General features: G+C 39.1%; 19 protein-coding genes. 7 read left to right on the top strand and 12 right to left on the bottom strand.

Going from position 1 to position 16,145, the window contains the following annotated elements:
• Positions 1–102 precede the first annotated feature (102 nt).
• On the top strand, positions 103–1,020 hold the full coding sequence (locus tag G9H65_RS07025; protein WP_205753269.1) for an SDH family Clp fold serine proteinase: 918 nt from the start codon (positions 103–105) through the stop codon (positions 1,018–1,020).
• Positions 1,021–1,275: 255 nt separating this feature from the next.
• Here the strand turns inward: G9H65_RS07025 and tsf are convergent, their stop codons facing one another.
• The 11 genes from tsf to G9H65_RS07080 all read right to left on the bottom strand — a co-directional run bounded on the left by tsf (position 1,276) and on the right by G9H65_RS07080 (position 9,495).
• Positions 1,276–2,109, bottom strand: coding sequence for a translation elongation factor Ts (gene tsf / locus G9H65_RS07030; protein WP_166374640.1), 834 nt, complete (start codon positions 2,107–2,109; stop codon positions 1,276–1,278).
• A 13-nt stretch (positions 2,110–2,122) separates the two neighbouring features.
• Complete coding sequence (gene rpsB, locus G9H65_RS07035) at positions 2,123–2,932, bottom strand: 30S ribosomal protein S2 (protein ID WP_166374641.1); 810 nt, start codon at positions 2,930–2,932, stop codon at positions 2,123–2,125.
• Positions 2,933–3,013: 81 nt separating this feature from the next.
• Positions 3,014–3,403, bottom strand: a complete 390-nt coding sequence (rpsI, locus tag G9H65_RS07040) for a 30S ribosomal protein S9 (RefSeq protein ID WP_109322236.1) — start codon at positions 3,401–3,403, stop codon at positions 3,014–3,016.
• A gap of 39 nt (positions 3,404–3,442) precedes the next feature.
• On the bottom strand, positions 3,443–3,886 hold the full coding sequence (rplM, locus tag G9H65_RS07045) for a 50S ribosomal protein L13 (RefSeq protein ID WP_109322237.1): 444 nt from the start codon (positions 3,884–3,886) through the stop codon (positions 3,443–3,445).
• Positions 3,887–4,113: 227 nt separating this feature from the next.
• Positions 4,114–5,457, bottom strand: a complete 1,344-nt coding sequence (accC, locus tag G9H65_RS07050; RefSeq protein WP_166374642.1) for an acetyl-CoA carboxylase biotin carboxylase subunit — start codon at positions 5,455–5,457, stop codon at positions 4,114–4,116.
• Between the two features lie 48 nt (positions 5,458–5,505).
• Positions 5,506–5,964 carry an acetyl-CoA carboxylase biotin carboxyl carrier protein gene (gene accB, locus G9H65_RS07055; RefSeq protein ID WP_166374643.1) on the bottom strand — a complete coding sequence of 153 codons (459 nt, stop codon included), beginning with the start codon at positions 5,962–5,964 and terminating at the stop codon, positions 5,506–5,508.
• A gap of 67 nt (positions 5,965–6,031) precedes the next feature.
• Positions 6,032–6,595, bottom strand: a complete 564-nt coding sequence (gene efp, locus G9H65_RS07060; protein ID WP_109322240.1) for an elongation factor P — start codon at positions 6,593–6,595, stop codon at positions 6,032–6,034.
• Between the two features lie 15 nt (positions 6,596–6,610).
• Positions 6,611–7,612 carry a beta-ketoacyl-ACP synthase III gene (locus G9H65_RS07065; RefSeq protein WP_166374644.1) on the bottom strand — a complete coding sequence of 334 codons (1,002 nt, stop codon included), beginning with the start codon at positions 7,610–7,612 and terminating at the stop codon, positions 6,611–6,613.
• Positions 7,613–7,635: 23 nt separating this feature from the next.
• Positions 7,636–8,580 (bottom strand): phosphate acyltransferase PlsX, encoded by a 945-nt coding sequence (gene plsX / locus G9H65_RS07070; protein WP_166374645.1) that lies wholly within the window; start codon positions 8,578–8,580, stop codon positions 7,636–7,638.
• A 128-nt stretch (positions 8,581–8,708) separates the two neighbouring features.
• A complete protein-coding gene (rpmF, locus tag G9H65_RS07075) occupies positions 8,709–8,897 on the bottom strand; it encodes a 50S ribosomal protein L32 (protein WP_109322243.1) in 189 nt (62 codons plus the stop codon).
• Between the two features lie 22 nt (positions 8,898–8,919).
• The gene (locus G9H65_RS07080) at positions 8,920–9,495 is read right to left on the bottom strand and encodes a YceD family protein (protein WP_166374646.1); all 576 of its coding nucleotides are present in this window, start codon (positions 9,493–9,495) and stop codon (positions 8,920–8,922) included.
• A gap of 62 nt (positions 9,496–9,557) precedes the next feature.
• Between G9H65_RS07080 and G9H65_RS07085 the strand changes: the two genes are divergently transcribed.
• Both G9H65_RS07085 and G9H65_RS07090 read left to right on the top strand, forming a co-directional pair.
• Positions 9,558–10,193: a phosphatase PAP2 family protein gene (locus G9H65_RS07085; protein WP_166374647.1), complete on the top strand. Its 636-nt coding sequence runs from the start codon at positions 9,558–9,560 to the stop codon at positions 10,191–10,193.
• The gene (locus G9H65_RS07090) at positions 10,171–11,829 is read left to right on the top strand and encodes an ArnT family glycosyltransferase (protein WP_166374648.1); all 1,659 of its coding nucleotides are present in this window, start codon (positions 10,171–10,173) and stop codon (positions 11,827–11,829) included. Before G9H65_RS07085 ends, G9H65_RS07090 begins: the two co-directional genes overlap by 23 nt.
• Here G9H65_RS07090 and G9H65_RS07095 read toward each other — a convergent pair whose 3' ends face one another.
• Positions 11,830–12,249, bottom strand: a complete 420-nt coding sequence (locus G9H65_RS07095; protein ID WP_166374649.1) for a nucleoside-diphosphate kinase — start codon at positions 12,247–12,249, stop codon at positions 11,830–11,832.
• A gap of 72 nt (positions 12,250–12,321) precedes the next feature.
• On the opposite strand from G9H65_RS07095, the gene G9H65_RS07100 reads away from it, so the two are divergent.
• The 4 genes from G9H65_RS07100 (at position 12,322) to G9H65_RS07115 (ending at position 16,141) form a co-directional block, all read left to right on the top strand.
• Complete coding sequence (locus tag G9H65_RS07100) at positions 12,322–13,350, top strand: DHH family phosphoesterase (RefSeq protein WP_166374650.1); 1,029 nt, start codon at positions 12,322–12,324, stop codon at positions 13,348–13,350.
• 52 nt (positions 13,351–13,402) lie between these two features.
• Positions 13,403–14,266: an FKBP-type peptidyl-prolyl cis-trans isomerase gene (locus G9H65_RS07105; RefSeq protein WP_166374651.1), complete on the top strand. Its 864-nt coding sequence runs from the start codon at positions 13,403–13,405 to the stop codon at positions 14,264–14,266.
• Between the two features lie 118 nt (positions 14,267–14,384).
• Positions 14,385–15,239 (top strand): FKBP-type peptidyl-prolyl cis-trans isomerase, encoded by an 855-nt coding sequence (locus G9H65_RS07110; protein WP_166374652.1) that lies wholly within the window; start codon positions 14,385–14,387, stop codon positions 15,237–15,239.
• A 5-nt stretch (positions 15,240–15,244) separates the two neighbouring features.
• Positions 15,245–16,141, top strand: coding sequence for an FKBP-type peptidyl-prolyl cis-trans isomerase (locus G9H65_RS07115; protein WP_166374653.1), 897 nt, complete (start codon positions 15,245–15,247; stop codon positions 16,139–16,141).
• Positions 16,142–16,145: the final 4 nt, after the last annotated feature.

Below are 16,145 nucleotides of genomic sequence, written 5' to 3' on the forward strand. Positions count from 1 at the left end.
AATTCAATTTAGTTGATATGGACGAAATGATTTGTCAAATCAACTTATTGATTTTTTGATGTTTACTTCGATGGATGATTTGAAATGATCTATTGAAATAGGATGTTTGAAAAAATATTTTTTTTAGATTGTATGAAACCTAATGTTCACAACACAATTAAACTGTTACTCAAGGAAAAGCTATTAGCATTAGAGGAGTTCTTAGAAGCGGATGTATTTTCTTATAATGGACAAATAGTTGATGGCCTTGAAAATTCAATTATGGAATTGATGGAAGACTTAGCTAAGCAAGTGAAAAAAAGAGACCGCTTATGTGTCGTTTTAACAACTCCAGGAGGAAGTGCTATTGCAGTAGAAAGATATGTGAATATTATTAGGCGACATTATCGGAATGTTGATTTTATAATCCCGAGCTATGCCTATAGTGCAGGAACAATATTTTGTATGAGTGGCGATAATATCTTTATGGATTATTTCTCTGTATTAGGGCCAATAGATCCACAAGTTCAAAATAAAGAAGGTAAGTGGGTTGCCGCTTTAGGATATTTGGATAAAGTCAATGAAGCCATAGAAAAATCATCTAGAGGGGCATTAACTGATGCTGAATATTTGATGATTAAAGATTTGGATTTGGCAGAATTAAGGAGTTATGAGCAAGCAAAAGATTTGACCATAGATTTGTTGAAAAAATGGTTAGTAAAATATAAATTTAAAAATTGGGATGTTCATTCCACTTCTCAAAAATGGATGGGCCAAGCTGTAACCTTGGAGCAAAAGGAATTAAGAGCAGAGGAAATAGCCAAAGAACTCAGTAACAATAGTAAATGGAAATCTCATGGTAGACCAATCAATATGGAAGCGTTGTTGGAGCTAAGACTAAAAATAGAAGATTTCTCTGTGGATGTAAAACTGAGAAATTTAATTAGAGATTATTACGATTTATTAACGGATTATATTCAGTCCAATAATTTTCATATTTTTGTTCAAACACGTAATCATTGTAACCGCTATGAAAACTGAAACAAGTATTGTATCACAATTTGAATTATTGACAGAACAGCGAGATGATCAAAAGCTTAGGGCAGCATCTTTTCTCAAGTTGAATGAAGCGAATAAACGTTATTTTCGTTTAATTGAATCAGGCCTAATGCAGAAGAGGGGATATACACTTCTAGGAATAGAAGATGTTCATTTACATAGGATTAAAAAAATTTAAGGCGCAAAAAAAAGACCAGCTACAAGAGCTGGTCTTTTGATATTTCGATAGTTTTGGAATTAAGCCAAAGCCACACGTTTGAAAGTTGAGATAGTCAAACCTTTTTGAGTTTGCTCTAACAACTGACGAATGTTGATCGAAGAATCTTTCACGAATTGTTGGTTCAATAAAGTAGACTCTCTGTAGAATTTCTCCAATTTACCTACGGCAATTTTCTCCAACATCGCTTCAGGCTTACCTTCTTGACGAGCTTGATCTTTTCCGATTTCGATTTCACGTTGAATCGTTTCCGCATCAACACCATCTTTATCTAAAGCTACAGGCTTCATCGCAGTGATTTGCATCGCGATATCTTTTCCTACTTCTGTTACGTCTGTTCCTTCAACACCTTCGAATGCTACTAAAACACCGATTTTGTTATTGGAGTGAATATACGATACAATTTTCTCTGCATCAATGTTTTCATAGGCAGCTAAAGTGATTTTTTCACCAATTTTACCTGTTAATTCAATGATGTGTCCTTCTACTGAACGACCATCAGAAAGAGGTTCAGCTAAAAGAGCAGAAGCACTTGGAGCGTGTGATTTCACAGCAGCTTCTAAAATGCTTTGAGCTAAGTTATTGAAATCGGCAACTTTAGAAACTGGTTCAGTTTCACAAGCAAGTGCGATTAATTTACCATTAGAATGATCGGCTGAAAGAGCTACGAGTACTACTCCCTCGTTGGTTGCGTTTTCAGCACGTTTTGCGGCTACCTTTTGACCAGCTTTGCGAAGAATGTCGATGGCTGCTTCGAAGTCGCCATCGGCTTCCGTCAAAGCTTTTTTGCAATCCATCATTCCGGCGCCAGTCATTTGGCGTAATTTATTAACGTCTGCGGCTGTAATTGACATTTTATGAATATGTTTATTCTTGTTCTGCTTCTTTTTCGTACTTAGCGGCTACTTTAGCTGCTTCTTGTGATTCCTCATCAGCAATACGCTTTGATTCCTCTTCTTCAGCCAAACGAGCGTCGTCTTTATCTTGTTTTCTTTCAGCTAAACCTTCTTCGATGGCTTTACCAATAGCAGCTGTAATAACCGCAATTGACTTGTAAGCATCATCATTAGCAGGGATAGGGAAATCAACTAAATCTGGGTTGGAGTTGGTATCACACATCGCGAAAACAGGGATACCCAATTTTTTTGCTTCTTCAACAGCAATGTGCTCACGCTTAACGTCAACGACAAAAAGAGCAGCTGGAAGACGAGTTAATTCAGTGATACCACCTAATACACGCTTCAATTTCTCTTCTTCACGAGTCATCATTAAACGCTCACGCTTAGCAAGAGTTTTAACGATTACTTCGTCTTTTAACATTTTGTCGATGCTTGACATCTTCTTGATGGACTTACGTACCGTCGCGAAGTTAGTCAACATACCACCTAACCAACGATCGGTTACGTAAGGCATTTTTAATTTTTCTGCTTCAGCAGATACCACTTCTTGAGCTTGCTTTTTAGTAGCAACGAACATGATCTTACGACCAGAACGAACGATAGTACGCATGGCTGCAGTAGCTTCGTCTAAACAAGAAAGAGTTTTATTAAGATCGATGATGTGAATCCCGTTCTTCTCCATGAAGATGTAAGGAGCCATTTTAGGGTCCCACTTACGGGTAAGGTGTCCAAAGTGTACACCTGCATCTAATAATTCATTGTAGCTTAATTGTGCCATTTTTTGAGTTTAAGAATGAGGAAAAATAAAAATGTGGAAAAGGCATCGGCAACAGACAAGCCCTTTCCACGCAATGTGGGATTAACGCTTAGAGAATTGGAATCTCTTACGCGCCTTTCTTCTACCTGGTTTCTTACGTTCTACCATGCGTGGGTCACGCGTTAGGAAACCTTCTTTTTTCAAAGGTGAACGTAATTCCGAGTCTTGCGTTTGCAATGCACGAGAAATAGCTAAGCGTAAAGCTTCAGCTTGTCCTTTGATTCCACCACCATCTACGTTAGCGGTTACATCAAAAGAACCTAATGTGTTGGTTAATGCGAAAGGCTGATTAACGACAATCTGAAGAATTTCAGATGGGAAGTAATCAGTCATCGTACGGCCATTGATTTTAATCTGGCCTTTACCAGGGGTCATTGAAATACGGGCGATTGCCGTCTTTCTTCTACCGATTTTGCTTGTTAATTCTGCCATTTGATTGAGGATTGACCTATTTTTGGGTCATATTGTCCGTTAAAACTTTATTTCTTTTGGTTGTTGAGCTGCATGTGGGTGCTCGGTACCAGCATATACAAATAGGTTAGTGAATAATTCACGTCCTAAACGATTTTTTGGTAACATACCTTTCACCGCAGATTCGATCACACCGCGTGGGTTCTTAACTAACACCTCACGTGGAGTAGCAAAACGCTGTCCACCTGGATATCCTGTGTGACGGATGTACACCTTGTCAGTCATTTTCTTTCCTGTCAAGCGAACTTTCTCCGCATTGATCACAATGACATTATCACCACAATCTACGTGTGGAGTAAATGAAGGCTTGTGCTTGCCACGAATAATTTTTGCGATTTCAGAACATAAACGTCCTAAAACTTGATTTTCAGCATCTACCACCACCCAGTCTTTCTGTACTGTAGCCTTATTGGCGGAGATGGTTTTGTAACTTAAAGTATCCACTATAGTATTGTTTAACTGTTGAATCGTACCATCAAGACCACGGAATTTGTCTTAAGGATTTGATTATGACCTATTTTGCAACTAAACGGGCATTCAATCGAAAAATGGGAGTGCAAATTTAGAAATTCAAAGACTAATATCCAAGCGAGATATCAAAAAATAAAAATATATGTCCAGAAACAAAAAAGGAGGCAGCTGCCTCCTTCCTTGAATGACCTTATTAGCTCTTATAAATTGCTTAAATCAAAAGTATCCATAAAGGCTGTGGTGAATTTACCCGATTGAAAACCAGGGTCATCCATCAATTTAATATGGAATGGAATGGTTGTTTTAATTCCTTCAATGACAAATTCCTGTAAAGCACGTTTCATACGTAATAAGACTTCCTCTCTGCTTTGTCCACTCACAATCACCTTCGCTATCATGGAATCATAATTAGGAGGAATCGTATAGCCAGAGTAAACATGGGAGTCAATACGTACACCATGTCCACCAGGTAAATGCAAATTGGTGATTTTGCCAGGTGATGGACGGAAACCATTGGCTGGATCTTCCGCATTAATTCTGCATTCCAAGGCAAATAATTTCGGGAAATAGTTTTGACCTGTAATTGGTATTCCTGCCGCTACTTTAATCTGTTCTTTGATCAAGTCGAAATCCGTTACTTCTTCTGTAATCGGGTGTTCTACTTGAATACGAGTATTCATTTCCATGAAATAGAAGTCGCCATTTTTATCCACCAAAAACTCGATGGTTCCAGCTCCTTCATATCGAATAGCCGCTGCACCTGCTACTGCGGCAGCTCCCATACGGGTACGCAAGTCGTCAGTTAAAGCTGGTGATGGAGTTTCTTCACATAATTTTTGATGACGGCGCTGGATGGAACAATCACGTTCTGATAAGTGACAAACCGTTCCGAATTTATCTCCAACTACTTGAATTTCAATATGGCGAGGCTCCTCCACGAATTTTTCCATGTACATACCATCGTTTCCGAAGGCCGCAGCCGCTTCCATTTTGGCATCATCCCAAAGTTTGGCAAATTCCGATTCTTCTCGAATGATACGCATACCACGTCCACCACCTCCAGCTGTTGCTTTGATGATAACCGGATATTTGATTTCTTTAGCTAATTCTATTGCTTCTTCAACCGTATCCAATAAACCATCCGAACCTGGAATGACAGGTACACCTGCTTTTTTCATGGTATCTTTGGCGGTAGCTTTATCTCCCATGGAATTGATCATTTCAGCGGAAGCACCGATGAACTTGATTCCATGTTCTTCACAAATACGAGAAAACTCTGCATTTTCTGACAGAAAGCCATATCCAGGGTGAATGGCGTCAGCACCAGTCACTTCTGCTGCTGAGATGATAGCAGGAATACTTAAATAAGATTGCTTACTAGGAGGGGGGCCGATACAAACCGCCTCATCCGCAAAACGTACATGTAAACTATCGCGGTCTGCAGTGGAAAATACAGCCACCGTTTTGATGCCCATCTCCTTGCAGGTACGAATAATACGAAGGGCTATCTCCCCACGATTCGCAATGAGTATTTTTTTAAACATAGTAATTCTTTTTTGGCGCGCTCTTAGATCGTACGATGGGAACGTGTATTATGCTTTTTCTACTAAGAAAAGGGGTTGGTCAAATTCAACAGGTGTGGCATTATCCACTAAAATTTTCACGATTTTACCCGATACTTCTGCATCGATTTCGTTGAATAATTTCATCGCCTCAATCATGCAAACTGTTTTACCAGGTTCAATGCTTGATCCAACTTCTACATAATTACCTTTATCTGGACCAGGTGCTAAATAAATAGTTCCGATCATAGGTGATTTTACTGTATATAAATTGTCTGCTACTGGTGCAGGAGCTGCCGCAGGTGCTGCTGGTGCCGCTGCCGCTGACGCCACAGGTGCAGGTGCGGGAGTATGTACTACTTGTACACTAGGAGCAGCTTCTCCATGTTTTTTAACAGAAACTTTTAATCCTTCCGTTTCGATACTAACCTCTGCTAGAGGTGATTTGGCGATGTAATCCAGTAATCGCTGTATTTCTTTGGTGTCCATTCTTTATAGTATTAGGTTTACCTGCTTGCGCTTATGGTACAAATGTAATAAAAATGAGATAAGCTGTTTATTTTACTCGCTCCGCATATGCGTAAGTACGTGTATCTACTTTGATTACCTCGTCTTGTTCAATAAAAATAGGTACAGTAATCGTAGCGCCTGTCTCTACTGTGGCAGGTTTTTTAGGCGAGTTGGCCGTATCTCCACGAACACCAGGTTCTGTATAAGTTACTTTTAATTCAACGAATGGAGGTAATTCACATGAAATAGCTTCATCATTCTCCGTATTTATTAAAATTTCAACTTCCTGACCTTCTTTCATCAAATCTGCCATCACCACCAAATTGTCGTTTAACAAGATTTGCTCAAAAGATTCATTGTCCATGAAGTTATATCCATATTCATCTTTGTAGATGAATTGAAATTTTCTTCTCTCTACTCGAACCGGGTAAATGCTTACTCCCGAGTTGAAGGTATTATCAATCACTTTACCTGAAGTTAAGGATCTCAGTTTCGTACGAACGAAAGCCGGACCTTTACCTGGTTTTACGTGTAAAAATTCGACAATGGAAAATAAGTCATCGTTGTATTTGATGACCATTCCATTTTTAATGTCTGCTGTAGTTGCCATGTATGTAATGTAAAATTATTTCGGATCGTATGCCCACTTTACATAAGCTGAAGCCCAAGTAAAGCCTCCACCGAAAGCTGCTAAAATTAAATTATCTCCTTTTTTTAATTGGTTTTCGTAATCCCAAAGGCATAAGGGAATGGTGGCTGCCGTGGTATTACCGTAGCGCTGTATATTCAACATCACCTTATCTTCTCCAATATTCATGCGATTGGCCGTAGCATCAATAATACGCTTATTGGCCTGATGAGGTACCAAGAATGCAATATCGTCGCCAGTCAAATGATTTCTTTCCATGATTTCAGCAGAAATATCTGCCATGCGAGTTACTGCAAATTTGAAAACGGATTGACCTTCCTGGCGAATATAATGTAGTTTTTGGTCGATCGTCTCATGCGTTGGAGGGTATGCACTACCTCCTCCTTTTTGCATCAAACTCTCACAACCTTCACCATCTGATTTTAAAATGAAATCTTGAACTCCAGTACCATCTTCGGTAGGTTCCAACATCACTGCACCAGCGCCATCTCCAAAAAGGATGCAGGTAGTACGATCAGCGTAATCTACAATGGCCGACATTTTATCGGCTCCCACGATAATGACTTTCTTATAACGACCTGATTCGATAAAGGCAGTACCTGTTCCTAAGGCATTTAAAAAGCCAGAACAAGCCGCTGCTAAATCGAAAGAAGCTGTTTCGCGAATACCGACTGATTTACAGATCAGATTAGCACATGATGGAAAAAAATAGTCCGGCGTGACGGTAGCACAAATCAGTAAATCTACTTCCTCAGGCTTCGTATTTGTTTTCTTCAAAAGGTCCGTAACAGCTTTGGCTCCCATGTAGGAGGTGCCTAAGCCTTCACCTTTTAGAATTCTACGTTCTTTGATTCCTGTACGACTGGTGATCCATTCGTCGTTAGTTTCTACTAACTTTTCTAATTCTTCGTTGGTCAGCACATAGTCTGGTACATATCCTGCTACTCCGGTAATGGCTGCGTTTATTTTATGGGTCATGTTTCTTTAACCTAAATCTTTTTTTATTTGTTCTCGATGATGCCCTTGATTTTCTCGCAGACTTTCGATTCCACAACGGACTTACACAGTCCAATCATGTTTTTAATGGCAACTGGACTTGATGCACCGTGTGCAATAATCACATTGCCATTGATTCCAATGATAGGACTACCTCCGTACTTTTCGTAATTGGTATTTTCTACAAATTCATTGGTCATCCCTTGGTCTTTCATGATGTTATAAATGGACTCACCCATTTTTAACATGATGTTTCCCGTAAAACCGTCCGTCACAATGACGTCAGCTTTTCCCTTGAAGAAATCTTTTCCTTCAATATTACCGATAAAATTAATGCTATTGTTTGCTTTTAATAAAGCGTGGGTCGCTTGGGCTAAAATAGAACCTTTTTGTTCTTCTTCCCCAATATTGATTAGACCTACGCGAGGAGATTTAATCCCTGTGGTGGCTTCGAAATACACGGAGCCTAACAAGGCAAATTGTTCCAACATTTCTGGTTTACAATCTGCATTGGCACCAATGTCCAACATCATTGCGTATTGACCATTGGTTTGAGGAACATAGCCTGCGATCGCAGGTCTTTGGATGCCTTCAATGGTTTTTACAGAGAACAAAGAACCAACCATCATGGCGCCAGTGTTTCCTGCCGAAGCAAAGACATCGGCTTTGCCCTCTTTTAAAAGACCAAACCCAATTCCGATGGAGGAATTGGGTTTTTGGGATAAAGCTCGAGTAGGGTGTTCACCCATTTCAATCACTTGATCTGCGTGAATGATTTGAATTTGCGTTCCCACGTATTGATGTTCATCCAAAAACGATTGAATGATATCACGCGGACCTACGGCTAGAATTATTTCATTATTGGAAAGACTGGGAAGTGCTAAAAGTATACCCTCTAATACTGCTTTTGGAGCAAAATCTCCACCCATCACGTCGACCGCTATTTTCATCTAATTATGTTTAATTACTAAAGCTTGAGGCAAAAATAGTATTAAATTTAGTCAAAAAATAGCATTTTAACGGGATATTTTCGCTAGTAGCAAAAATAAGTTCTTTTCCTTGATAAAGAGAAATAAGACTAAGAAGAATAACCTTCTACGATCATCTTTCCTTTATAGAATAAGTTTCCTTCGTGAACGTGTGCACGGTGGAATAAATGAGTTTCTCCTGTTTGGCTATCCACAGATAATTGTCTTGGAGTGCTAAAATCGTGAGAACGTCTTTTGTCACGGCGTGTAGTTGAAATCTTTCTTTTAGGATGTGCCATTGTATGTAAATTGAATTAATTTCTAATGATTATCTGTTAATTTTTTTAAAACTGCCCAGCGCGGATCCATACTTTCTTCCTCCGTTTTGGGGATGTCCGCATCTTTCGCAGTGGTATATAAAAATTCATTTTCTGCTGATTCATCTGCTGGTTTTACAAACCGAGGATGTAATTTTTTCATAGGTACTTGTAAAGCTATGAAATCATATAAATCCTGCGATAAATCAAGTTTTGGCTCCTTCCTGTCAATCATAAACAGGTTGTCGCCCAAGTCTTCAAAATGATCTCCGTATTTGTAAATTAACTTTTCCTGAATATCAATGGGGAATTCAAATTCCTCATTAGATCGATCACAAATTAAATTCAAATAGCCTTTGATTTTCATCAAAACCTGAATCATGGTAGCCGATTTAGATAACTCTATTTCCGCCTGAAACTTGCCTTTTTGTACCCATTCCTGCTCAAAAGCCTTTAAAAATTCATCTCCGCCCTCAAAGCTATATCGGTACGATTTATCTTCTAGGGAAATGATGGGTATCTGATAAGCATCCAATACTTTCATTGTCTCTCGGGTAAAAAGGATTGCAAAATTAGTCATTTTTTTGGAAACAGCAAGGGTAAGCTGGAACAATTTGATAAAATCTTACGACCTTTGAATTCATGAATCAACTACCTGCTTCTATCCGTTCATTTATCCGCACATGGCTGTTCTTTGAAGTCCTTGTTTGGATTTACGTCCTTGCTTTTTCTCGCTTTGATCAAATGCGTTGGATTAATGAGTGGCATCAACCTATATTGGATCTCATTTTTCGGTTTTTTACCAGCTTAGCCGAAGTATTCCTGCCTTTGCTTTTTGCTCTTTTTCTATACTTTCAAAATCGTAAATGGGTTTTACCTTATTTGGGATCCTATTTGCTATCCACCTTGATTACCCAAGCCTTAAAGCATTTAGTCTTTGCAGGAAACATGAGACCCTTTGCCTATTTCCGAAATGAAAGTTATGATTGGTACACGGTGCCTGGGGTATTTATCAATGAATTTAATAGTATGCCATCTGGACATACCGCAGCGGCTTGGTTTATGTTTTTCTGGATGGCTTTGGTAGCAAAATCAGCTCGCTGGGGTGTTTTTATGGCCTGCATGGCCGCTGGAGTAGCCCTGTCGCGCGTTTACCTTTTTCAGCATTTCCCCATCGATACGGCCGTCGGGGCAATCATTGGTGTACTTAGCTCTGCCACCCTATATTATTTGACCATCTTTAAAAAATCGGCTCATGAGTCCAATCCTTCTGCGTAAACCTTACCTTTTTTGGTTCATGATTGGTGCCTTGGTGTATATTCCTTTTCTAGGTGCTAGTCATTTATTCGATTGGGATGAAATCAATTTTGCTGAGTCCGCTAGGGAAATGATTAAAACGGGTGACTACCTCAGTGTGCAGATTAATTTTATGCCTTTTTGGGAAAAACCTCCTTTGTTTATATGGCTTCAAGCTTTGAGTTTTCAGTTTTTCGGAACTTTTACCGATACAGCTTGGACTAGCATGGAATTTGCTGCTCGCTTTCCCAATGCTTTGATTGGCATAGCTACACTCCTAACTTTATACAAGATCGGAGCCAAGCATTTTTCACCCAAAATGGGGCATTTATGGGCCTTTTCTTACTTAGCAGCCATTACACCTCATGTGTATGCTAGTTCAGGAATCATCGATCCTTTATTTAATTTATTGATTTTCTTGGGAGTATATTATCTTATCCAATCGTATTGGAAAAATTTTGCCTTCAAAGAACTTCTCATTTCAGCCATTTTTATCGGTTTAGCTTTATTGACCAAAGGCCCAGTAGCACTATTGATTTGGGGATTATGCGCCCTAACTTATGTGGTATTGAATCGAAAGGAGTGGAGCCAACTACTAGCCTGGTTGAAAGCCTTGACTTGGGTGAGCATCATTGCGATTCTTTTCTTCATTTCTTGGTATGGTATCATCGCCTTGAAATTTGGATCAGGGATTATTTCAGACTTTTTTGCCTATCAAATTCGCCTATTGACTACGGGTGATGCAGGTCATGGGCAACCTTTTTATTACCATGCACTCGTTTTGCTTTTTGGATGTTTTCCAATCTCCATTTGGGCCATAAGTCCTTTAATTTCTCGAAAATCGGAAGTTAATCTGTCAACTCCACAAGAGCGAGACCTAAGTGTTTGGTTTCGCATATTATTTTGGGTGGTTTTGATTTTATTCAGTTTGGTGAAAACTAAAATTGTCCATTATTCCTCCATGTGTTGGATTCCATTGAGCTTTTTTTCTGCCCGTGTATTGTGCGATTGGGAAATGGGCTTGGGAACTTGGAAAAAATGGTATAGCATGGGTCTTCTGGTTATTGGCTTACTTTTTTCCTTTATCCTATCTTTAATACCCTATATAGGATCGCATTCTTTTGAATTTATTCCTTTGATTCAAGACAAATTCGTACAAGGAAATTTGCAGGCACCCGTTTATTGGTCAGGTTTTGAAATCTTGATTGGAATAGGCTTTGCTTTGGCTATCATCTATTGGATTGCTCGAAAAGGTGCGGTTTCTCCTAAGCGTATCAATGGATTGATGATTTCAGGGATTGCCATTATTATGTTATACATGGCTTTGGTAGTGCCCAAAATTGAAGGCTATACTCAGGCTACAGTGATTGATTTTTATGAATCTAAAGTAGGTCAAAAGGTGTATATAGAAACCGTTGGTTTCAAGTCATTCGCTCATTTATTGTATTTCCAAAAGCCGGCAGGCTCTCCAGATGGAGAAACACTGATTAAGGTTCAACGCGTGGATAGACCAACCTATTTTGTCATGAAAAACGACGTAGATGATGCGATGAAATACCATCCTCATCTTTCGTTCATGAAAGAGGAGAATGGTTTTCTATTCTATAAACACAAATAACTAGGCTAATTCTTTTTCAGTAAAGAAGAATGCACCTTCAACAGCAGCATTTTCATCTGAATCAGAACCATGGATGGCATTGGATTCCAAAGATCTGGCAAATTGCTTACGAATGGTTCCATCGGCAGCTTGTGCTGGGTTGGTGGCACCAATGAGTTTGCGAAAATCTTCCACGGCATTTTCTTTTTCCAATACCATAGGAATGATGGCACCAGAACACATGTAATCACACAAACTTTGGAAGAAAGGTCGCTCTGCGTGAACGGCATAAAACTTACCTGCTTCTTCACTATTTAATTGTACTTTTTTAAGAGCAATGATTTTAAATCCGGCTGCTTCAATTTGCTGAATGATGGGTCCTGTGAATCCATCAGCGACAGCATCCGGCTTAATCATGGTAAAGGTGCGATTTGTAGGCATAGTAAAATTTTTATTCAAATTTATCTTTAACTTTGCGAACGCCCAAATTTATTATGGCGCTTTATTAATTTTATGTCTTCCATTTCGGCGCTTCACGCACAATTAACCTCTGGTACTAAGGCAGTCATTACGACGCACTTTAATCCTGATTCAGATGCCATCGGTTCATCACTCGCCTTGCAAAATTATTTAAACCAATTGGGTTTAGAAGTAAGTGTCATCGTTCTATCAGCGGTTTCGGTGAACTTAACCTGGATGCCAGGTGCCGAGCAAATTCTGAATTTTGAAAATACCTTGCATAAAGTTCAAATCGAGGCTTTGTTGAAGGAAGCCGCTTTTATTTTTTGTTTGGATTTTTCAGGTATGCAACGTTTGCATGGATTAAGTCACTCCATCAAGGCAGCGCGGGGAATAAAAGTGGTGATTGATCATCATTTGAATCCGGAGGATTTTGCAGATTATTATTACCACCGAACCACGGCCGCATCAACTTGTGAGCTAATTTTTGATTTAATTCAAGAATGGGGAGACGATGCCTGTATCAATGAGGCAATGGGTTCATGCTTGTATTCGGGTATCATGACCGACACGGGGTCATTCCGACATCCGAACACCACGGCTCATGTACATGAAGTAGTAGCCCAGCTCATTCAAAAGGGAGTCAATACCAATGCCATACATCGTAAGATTTTTGATTCAGCTAGTTTAGATCGTTTGCGTTTTTTAGGACATGTCTTAGCGAACCGATTGGATTATTTGCCAGAATATCATTTGTCTTTGATGTGGATCACTGAGGAAGATCAAAAACAATATAATTCGCAAGCTGGAGACACGGAGGGAATTGTAAATTACGGATTACAGATAGCAGGAGCTATTTGGTCCATCTTATTGATTCAGCGGCCAGATGGCATAAAACTGTCTTTTCGTTCCATTGAGCCATTTGCTGTGAATGAATTCGCATCCCAATATTTTGAAGGAGGAGGGCATAAAAATGCTTCCGGGGGTCGATTTTCTTCTAGCTCCATCGAGGGAGCGAAGGAAAAATTGCAAGAAGTGTTACCTTTGTATCTTTCTGAAATAAATCGAGTTAAAAATTTATAAACGAAACAATCTAAAACAATCCATAACAGACTTAGGTCTCAACAAAACAATCATGCGTAAACAACTCATTGGTCTTTTATCCGCAGTCGTATTATTGTCTGCATGTAATCAAAACAAAGTCGAGGTAATCGACGGAGTGAAAATTCAATTTCACAGTCATGACGACAAAGCCAAAAAATTAAAGGATGGAGACATCATTACTTTTGGATTAGTAATTAAAAATTCAACGGATTCTGTTTTACAGGATACATATAAAGAAGGAAAACCGGGAAAAGGTATGATCCAAGCGCCGAATAACGCTCCAGGTTCTTTCAAAGGAACTTTTGAAAATGGTTTGCGTTTATTGGCATTAGGTGACAGTGCAACTATTTTGGTTCCTATTGATAGCTTAACCAAGAACATTCAAGCGCCACTTCCTCCATTCTTGAAGCCAGGTTCTGATTTGAAATACACCGTGAAGGTATTAAAAGTACAATCTCGTGCGGAGTTTGAAAAAGAAATGGAAAAAGAAGCAGCTGTTAATAAGCAAGCTGCGGCTGGAAAATTAGCGCAAGAGCCTAAAGTGATAGCTGACTATGTAGCTAAATCAGGTAAGACATTCCAAAAATCTGCTTCAGGTTTATATTATTCTATCCTGAGCCCAGGTGCTGGAGCTTCGGCTAAAATGGGAGAGACTTGGACTGTAAATTACCGTGGTTCATTCTTAGATGGTAAGGAATTCGATAAAGGAAGTGCTGCTGAAATGCCATTAGGTCAAATGATTCCAGGTTTTAATGAGGCATTGACTTTATTGAAAAAAGGAGGGAAAGGCGTATTTGTGATTCCATCTGCCTTAGGTTATGGAGATCAAGAGCGTGGCCCTATTCCTGCTAACTCGGTATTGGTATTTGAAGTAGAGTTATTGAACAAAAAATAAATTTTAAGGGGATTTCGGTCCCCTTTCTTATTTATTCTATACGAATCTGATAGCATTTTCGTTTAGTATGGAATAAAATGGAGTGAATTAGTGAATGTATATGATGATGGTCAATCGAATGTTTGTTAGAATTAGTGCTTTTTTAGCTTTGACTTTGGGTTTGGGGGCTTGCTTAAGCAATGTGGAATTGGTGGATGAAATTAGAGCCAAAGAAAATCAAGCTCAGATTGCTTCTTATTTTTCTAAACTTGGACAAAGCCCGATTGTCATGGAAAATGGGGCTTATTATGTGGTCACCAAGAGTAATCAAGGAGGCGAATTAGCAACTAAAGGTGATACGCTCTCGGTGCATTATGAATTTGCCAATTTGGTCACGGGTCAAGTTTTGGATAGCACAGATCGCAAGTCAAATGCGCCTTACGTTTACCGTTATGGTTTTACCAATCCAGTATTTAGTCGTTTGATGGCTTTTGTACGTGAAGGTGAAGAAGCTGTCATGGCTTTGCCAGGAACATCTCAAGATTTCCCAGGACTTCCTGCTTATACGCCCATGAAAGTTACCATTAAGTCGTATAAGGTTCGTTCACAAACAGACAATATCAATGAGTTTATTGCTGCAAAAAAATACAATGTGACGGAAACCACAGCCGAAGGATTACGTTTTATTCAGCTCGTGAAAGGAACAGGAGAATTACCAGCTACAGGAAAAGTAGTGAAGATTAAATATACAGGCCGTTTCTTAAACGGCTATGCCTTTGATGGAAATATGTTGAAAACAGATAGTCTTTCCGTAACCATTGGAGGGACACAAACTGTTCAAGGTTTTCAGAAAGGAATAGAAAAAATGCGTTTGGGAGAAAAGGCGATCTTAGTATTTCCTTCTACTTTGGGATATGGACAAGCTGGTTCAGGATCTATTCCAGGTTACACCCCATTGATGTTCGAAGTATATTTAGCCAAAATTAATGAGTAGTTACCATGAATAGAAGTACATTTTACCTAAGTTTAGTTTTCATACTGGCACTGTTTGGATTTTCAAGTTGCAATTTTAATGCCATTGACCAACAAGTTGAAAATAACGAAAGTGATATTCAAAAATACATTACGAATAATAAGTTAAATGCCCAGAAGTCACCTGAAGGCATGTATTATTCCATCTTGTCGGCCGGTACTTCTGGTAAGCAAGCCAATTATACCGACTTAGTCAAGTTTCATTATGTGATGACTTTATTAAATGGTTCCAAAGTAGATTCTACTTCTAGAATCTTAAATCAGCCTAGAGCGTATGTGACAGGAAGCTTTGAAAGTATTTTTTCGCTTCCAATGCGTTACATGAAAGAAGGGGACAAAGGGGTATTTATTTTGCCAGCCAATTTAGCCTTTGGAGGTAGTTCTTATGGAAATGGATTAATTCCCGCCTATTCAGTCATTAAAATAGATATTGAGTTGATTTCCATTCAAACGGAAAATCAGGTGATCGAAGAAATGAAGAAAACCTACAATGTCAATAATCCAGAAGTAACTGCCACTGGTCTGATCTTTCAAAAAACCATTTCCAATCCTACGGGAAAAGCATTGACTCCCGCTCAAACTTATTTGGTCAATTATACGGGTCGCCTCGGCTTTAGCTATTTAAAATTAGATGCTGCAGGTAAGGTTATTTTTGATCCTATTTTTGATTCTCGTGCAGGTGCATCCATGTTAGTGGGTGCTGGACAACTTATTTCAGGTTTTGACGAAGGAATAATGAAATTGAAAATGGGTGAAAAGGCGATTATCATCATACCATCTAAATTAGGATACGGGGCTAATAACCAAGGATCTATTCCTGCCAACTCACCTTTGTGTTTTGAAATAGAGGTTCCTATCCAATAGTTTC

Source organism: Aquirufa ecclesiirivi, from assembly GCF_011250515.1.
In the GTDB taxonomy this organism is placed as follows: Bacteria; Bacteroidota; Bacteroidia; order Cytophagales; family Spirosomataceae; genus Aquirufa; species Aquirufa ecclesiirivi.

Excerpts from the sequence above, each read along its gene's own strand:
- G9H65_RS07095 (WP_166374649.1), bottom strand. The coding sequence starts at position 12,249 with ATGCCTACAAATCGCACCTTTACCATGATTAAGCCGGATGCTGTCGCT.
- G9H65_RS07025 (WP_205753269.1), top strand. The coding sequence starts at position 103 with ATGTTTGAAAAAATATTTTTTTTAGATTGTATGAAACCTAATGTTCAC.
- G9H65_RS07080 (WP_166374646.1), bottom strand. The coding sequence starts at position 9,495 with ATGACTAATTTTGCAATCCTTTTTACCCGAGAGACAATGAAAGTATTG.
- plsX (WP_166374645.1), bottom strand. The coding sequence starts at position 8,580 with ATGAAAATAGCGGTCGACGTGATGGGTGGAGATTTTGCTCCAAAAGCA.
- G9H65_RS07100 (WP_166374650.1), top strand. The coding sequence starts at position 12,322 with ATGTCTTCCATTTCGGCGCTTCACGCACAATTAACCTCTGGTACTAAG.
- accB (WP_166374643.1), bottom strand. The coding sequence starts at position 5,964 with ATGGACACCAAAGAAATACAGCGATTACTGGATTACATCGCCAAATCA.
- rpsB (WP_166374641.1), bottom strand. The coding sequence starts at position 2,932 with ATGGCACAATTAAGCTACAATGAATTATTAGATGCAGGTGTACACTTT.
- rpmF (WP_109322243.1), bottom strand. The coding sequence starts at position 8,897 with ATGGCACATCCTAAAAGAAAGATTTCAACTACACGCCGTGACAAAAGA.
- G9H65_RS07065 (WP_166374644.1), bottom strand. The coding sequence starts at position 7,612 with ATGACCCATAAAATAAACGCAGCCATTACCGGAGTAGCAGGATATGTA.
- rpsI (WP_109322236.1), bottom strand. The coding sequence starts at position 3,403 with ATGGCAGAATTAACAAGCAAAATCGGTAGAAGAAAGACGGCAATCGCC.
- accC (WP_166374642.1), bottom strand. The coding sequence starts at position 5,457 with ATGTTTAAAAAAATACTCATTGCGAATCGTGGGGAGATAGCCCTTCGT.
- G9H65_RS07090 (WP_166374648.1), top strand. The coding sequence starts at position 10,171 with ATGAGTCCAATCCTTCTGCGTAAACCTTACCTTTTTTGGTTCATGATT.
- tsf (WP_166374640.1), bottom strand. The coding sequence starts at position 2,109 with ATGTCAATTACAGCCGCAGACGTTAATAAATTACGCCAAATGACTGGC.
- G9H65_RS07110 (WP_166374652.1), top strand. The coding sequence starts at position 14,385 with ATGTTTGTTAGAATTAGTGCTTTTTTAGCTTTGACTTTGGGTTTGGGG.
- G9H65_RS07085 (WP_166374647.1), top strand. The coding sequence starts at position 9,558 with ATGAATCAACTACCTGCTTCTATCCGTTCATTTATCCGCACATGGCTG.
- efp (WP_109322240.1), bottom strand. The coding sequence starts at position 6,595 with ATGGCAACTACAGCAGACATTAAAAATGGAATGGTCATCAAATACAAC.
- G9H65_RS07115 (WP_166374653.1), top strand. The coding sequence starts at position 15,245 with ATGAATAGAAGTACATTTTACCTAAGTTTAGTTTTCATACTGGCACTG.
- G9H65_RS07105 (WP_166374651.1), top strand. The coding sequence starts at position 13,403 with ATGCGTAAACAACTCATTGGTCTTTTATCCGCAGTCGTATTATTGTCT.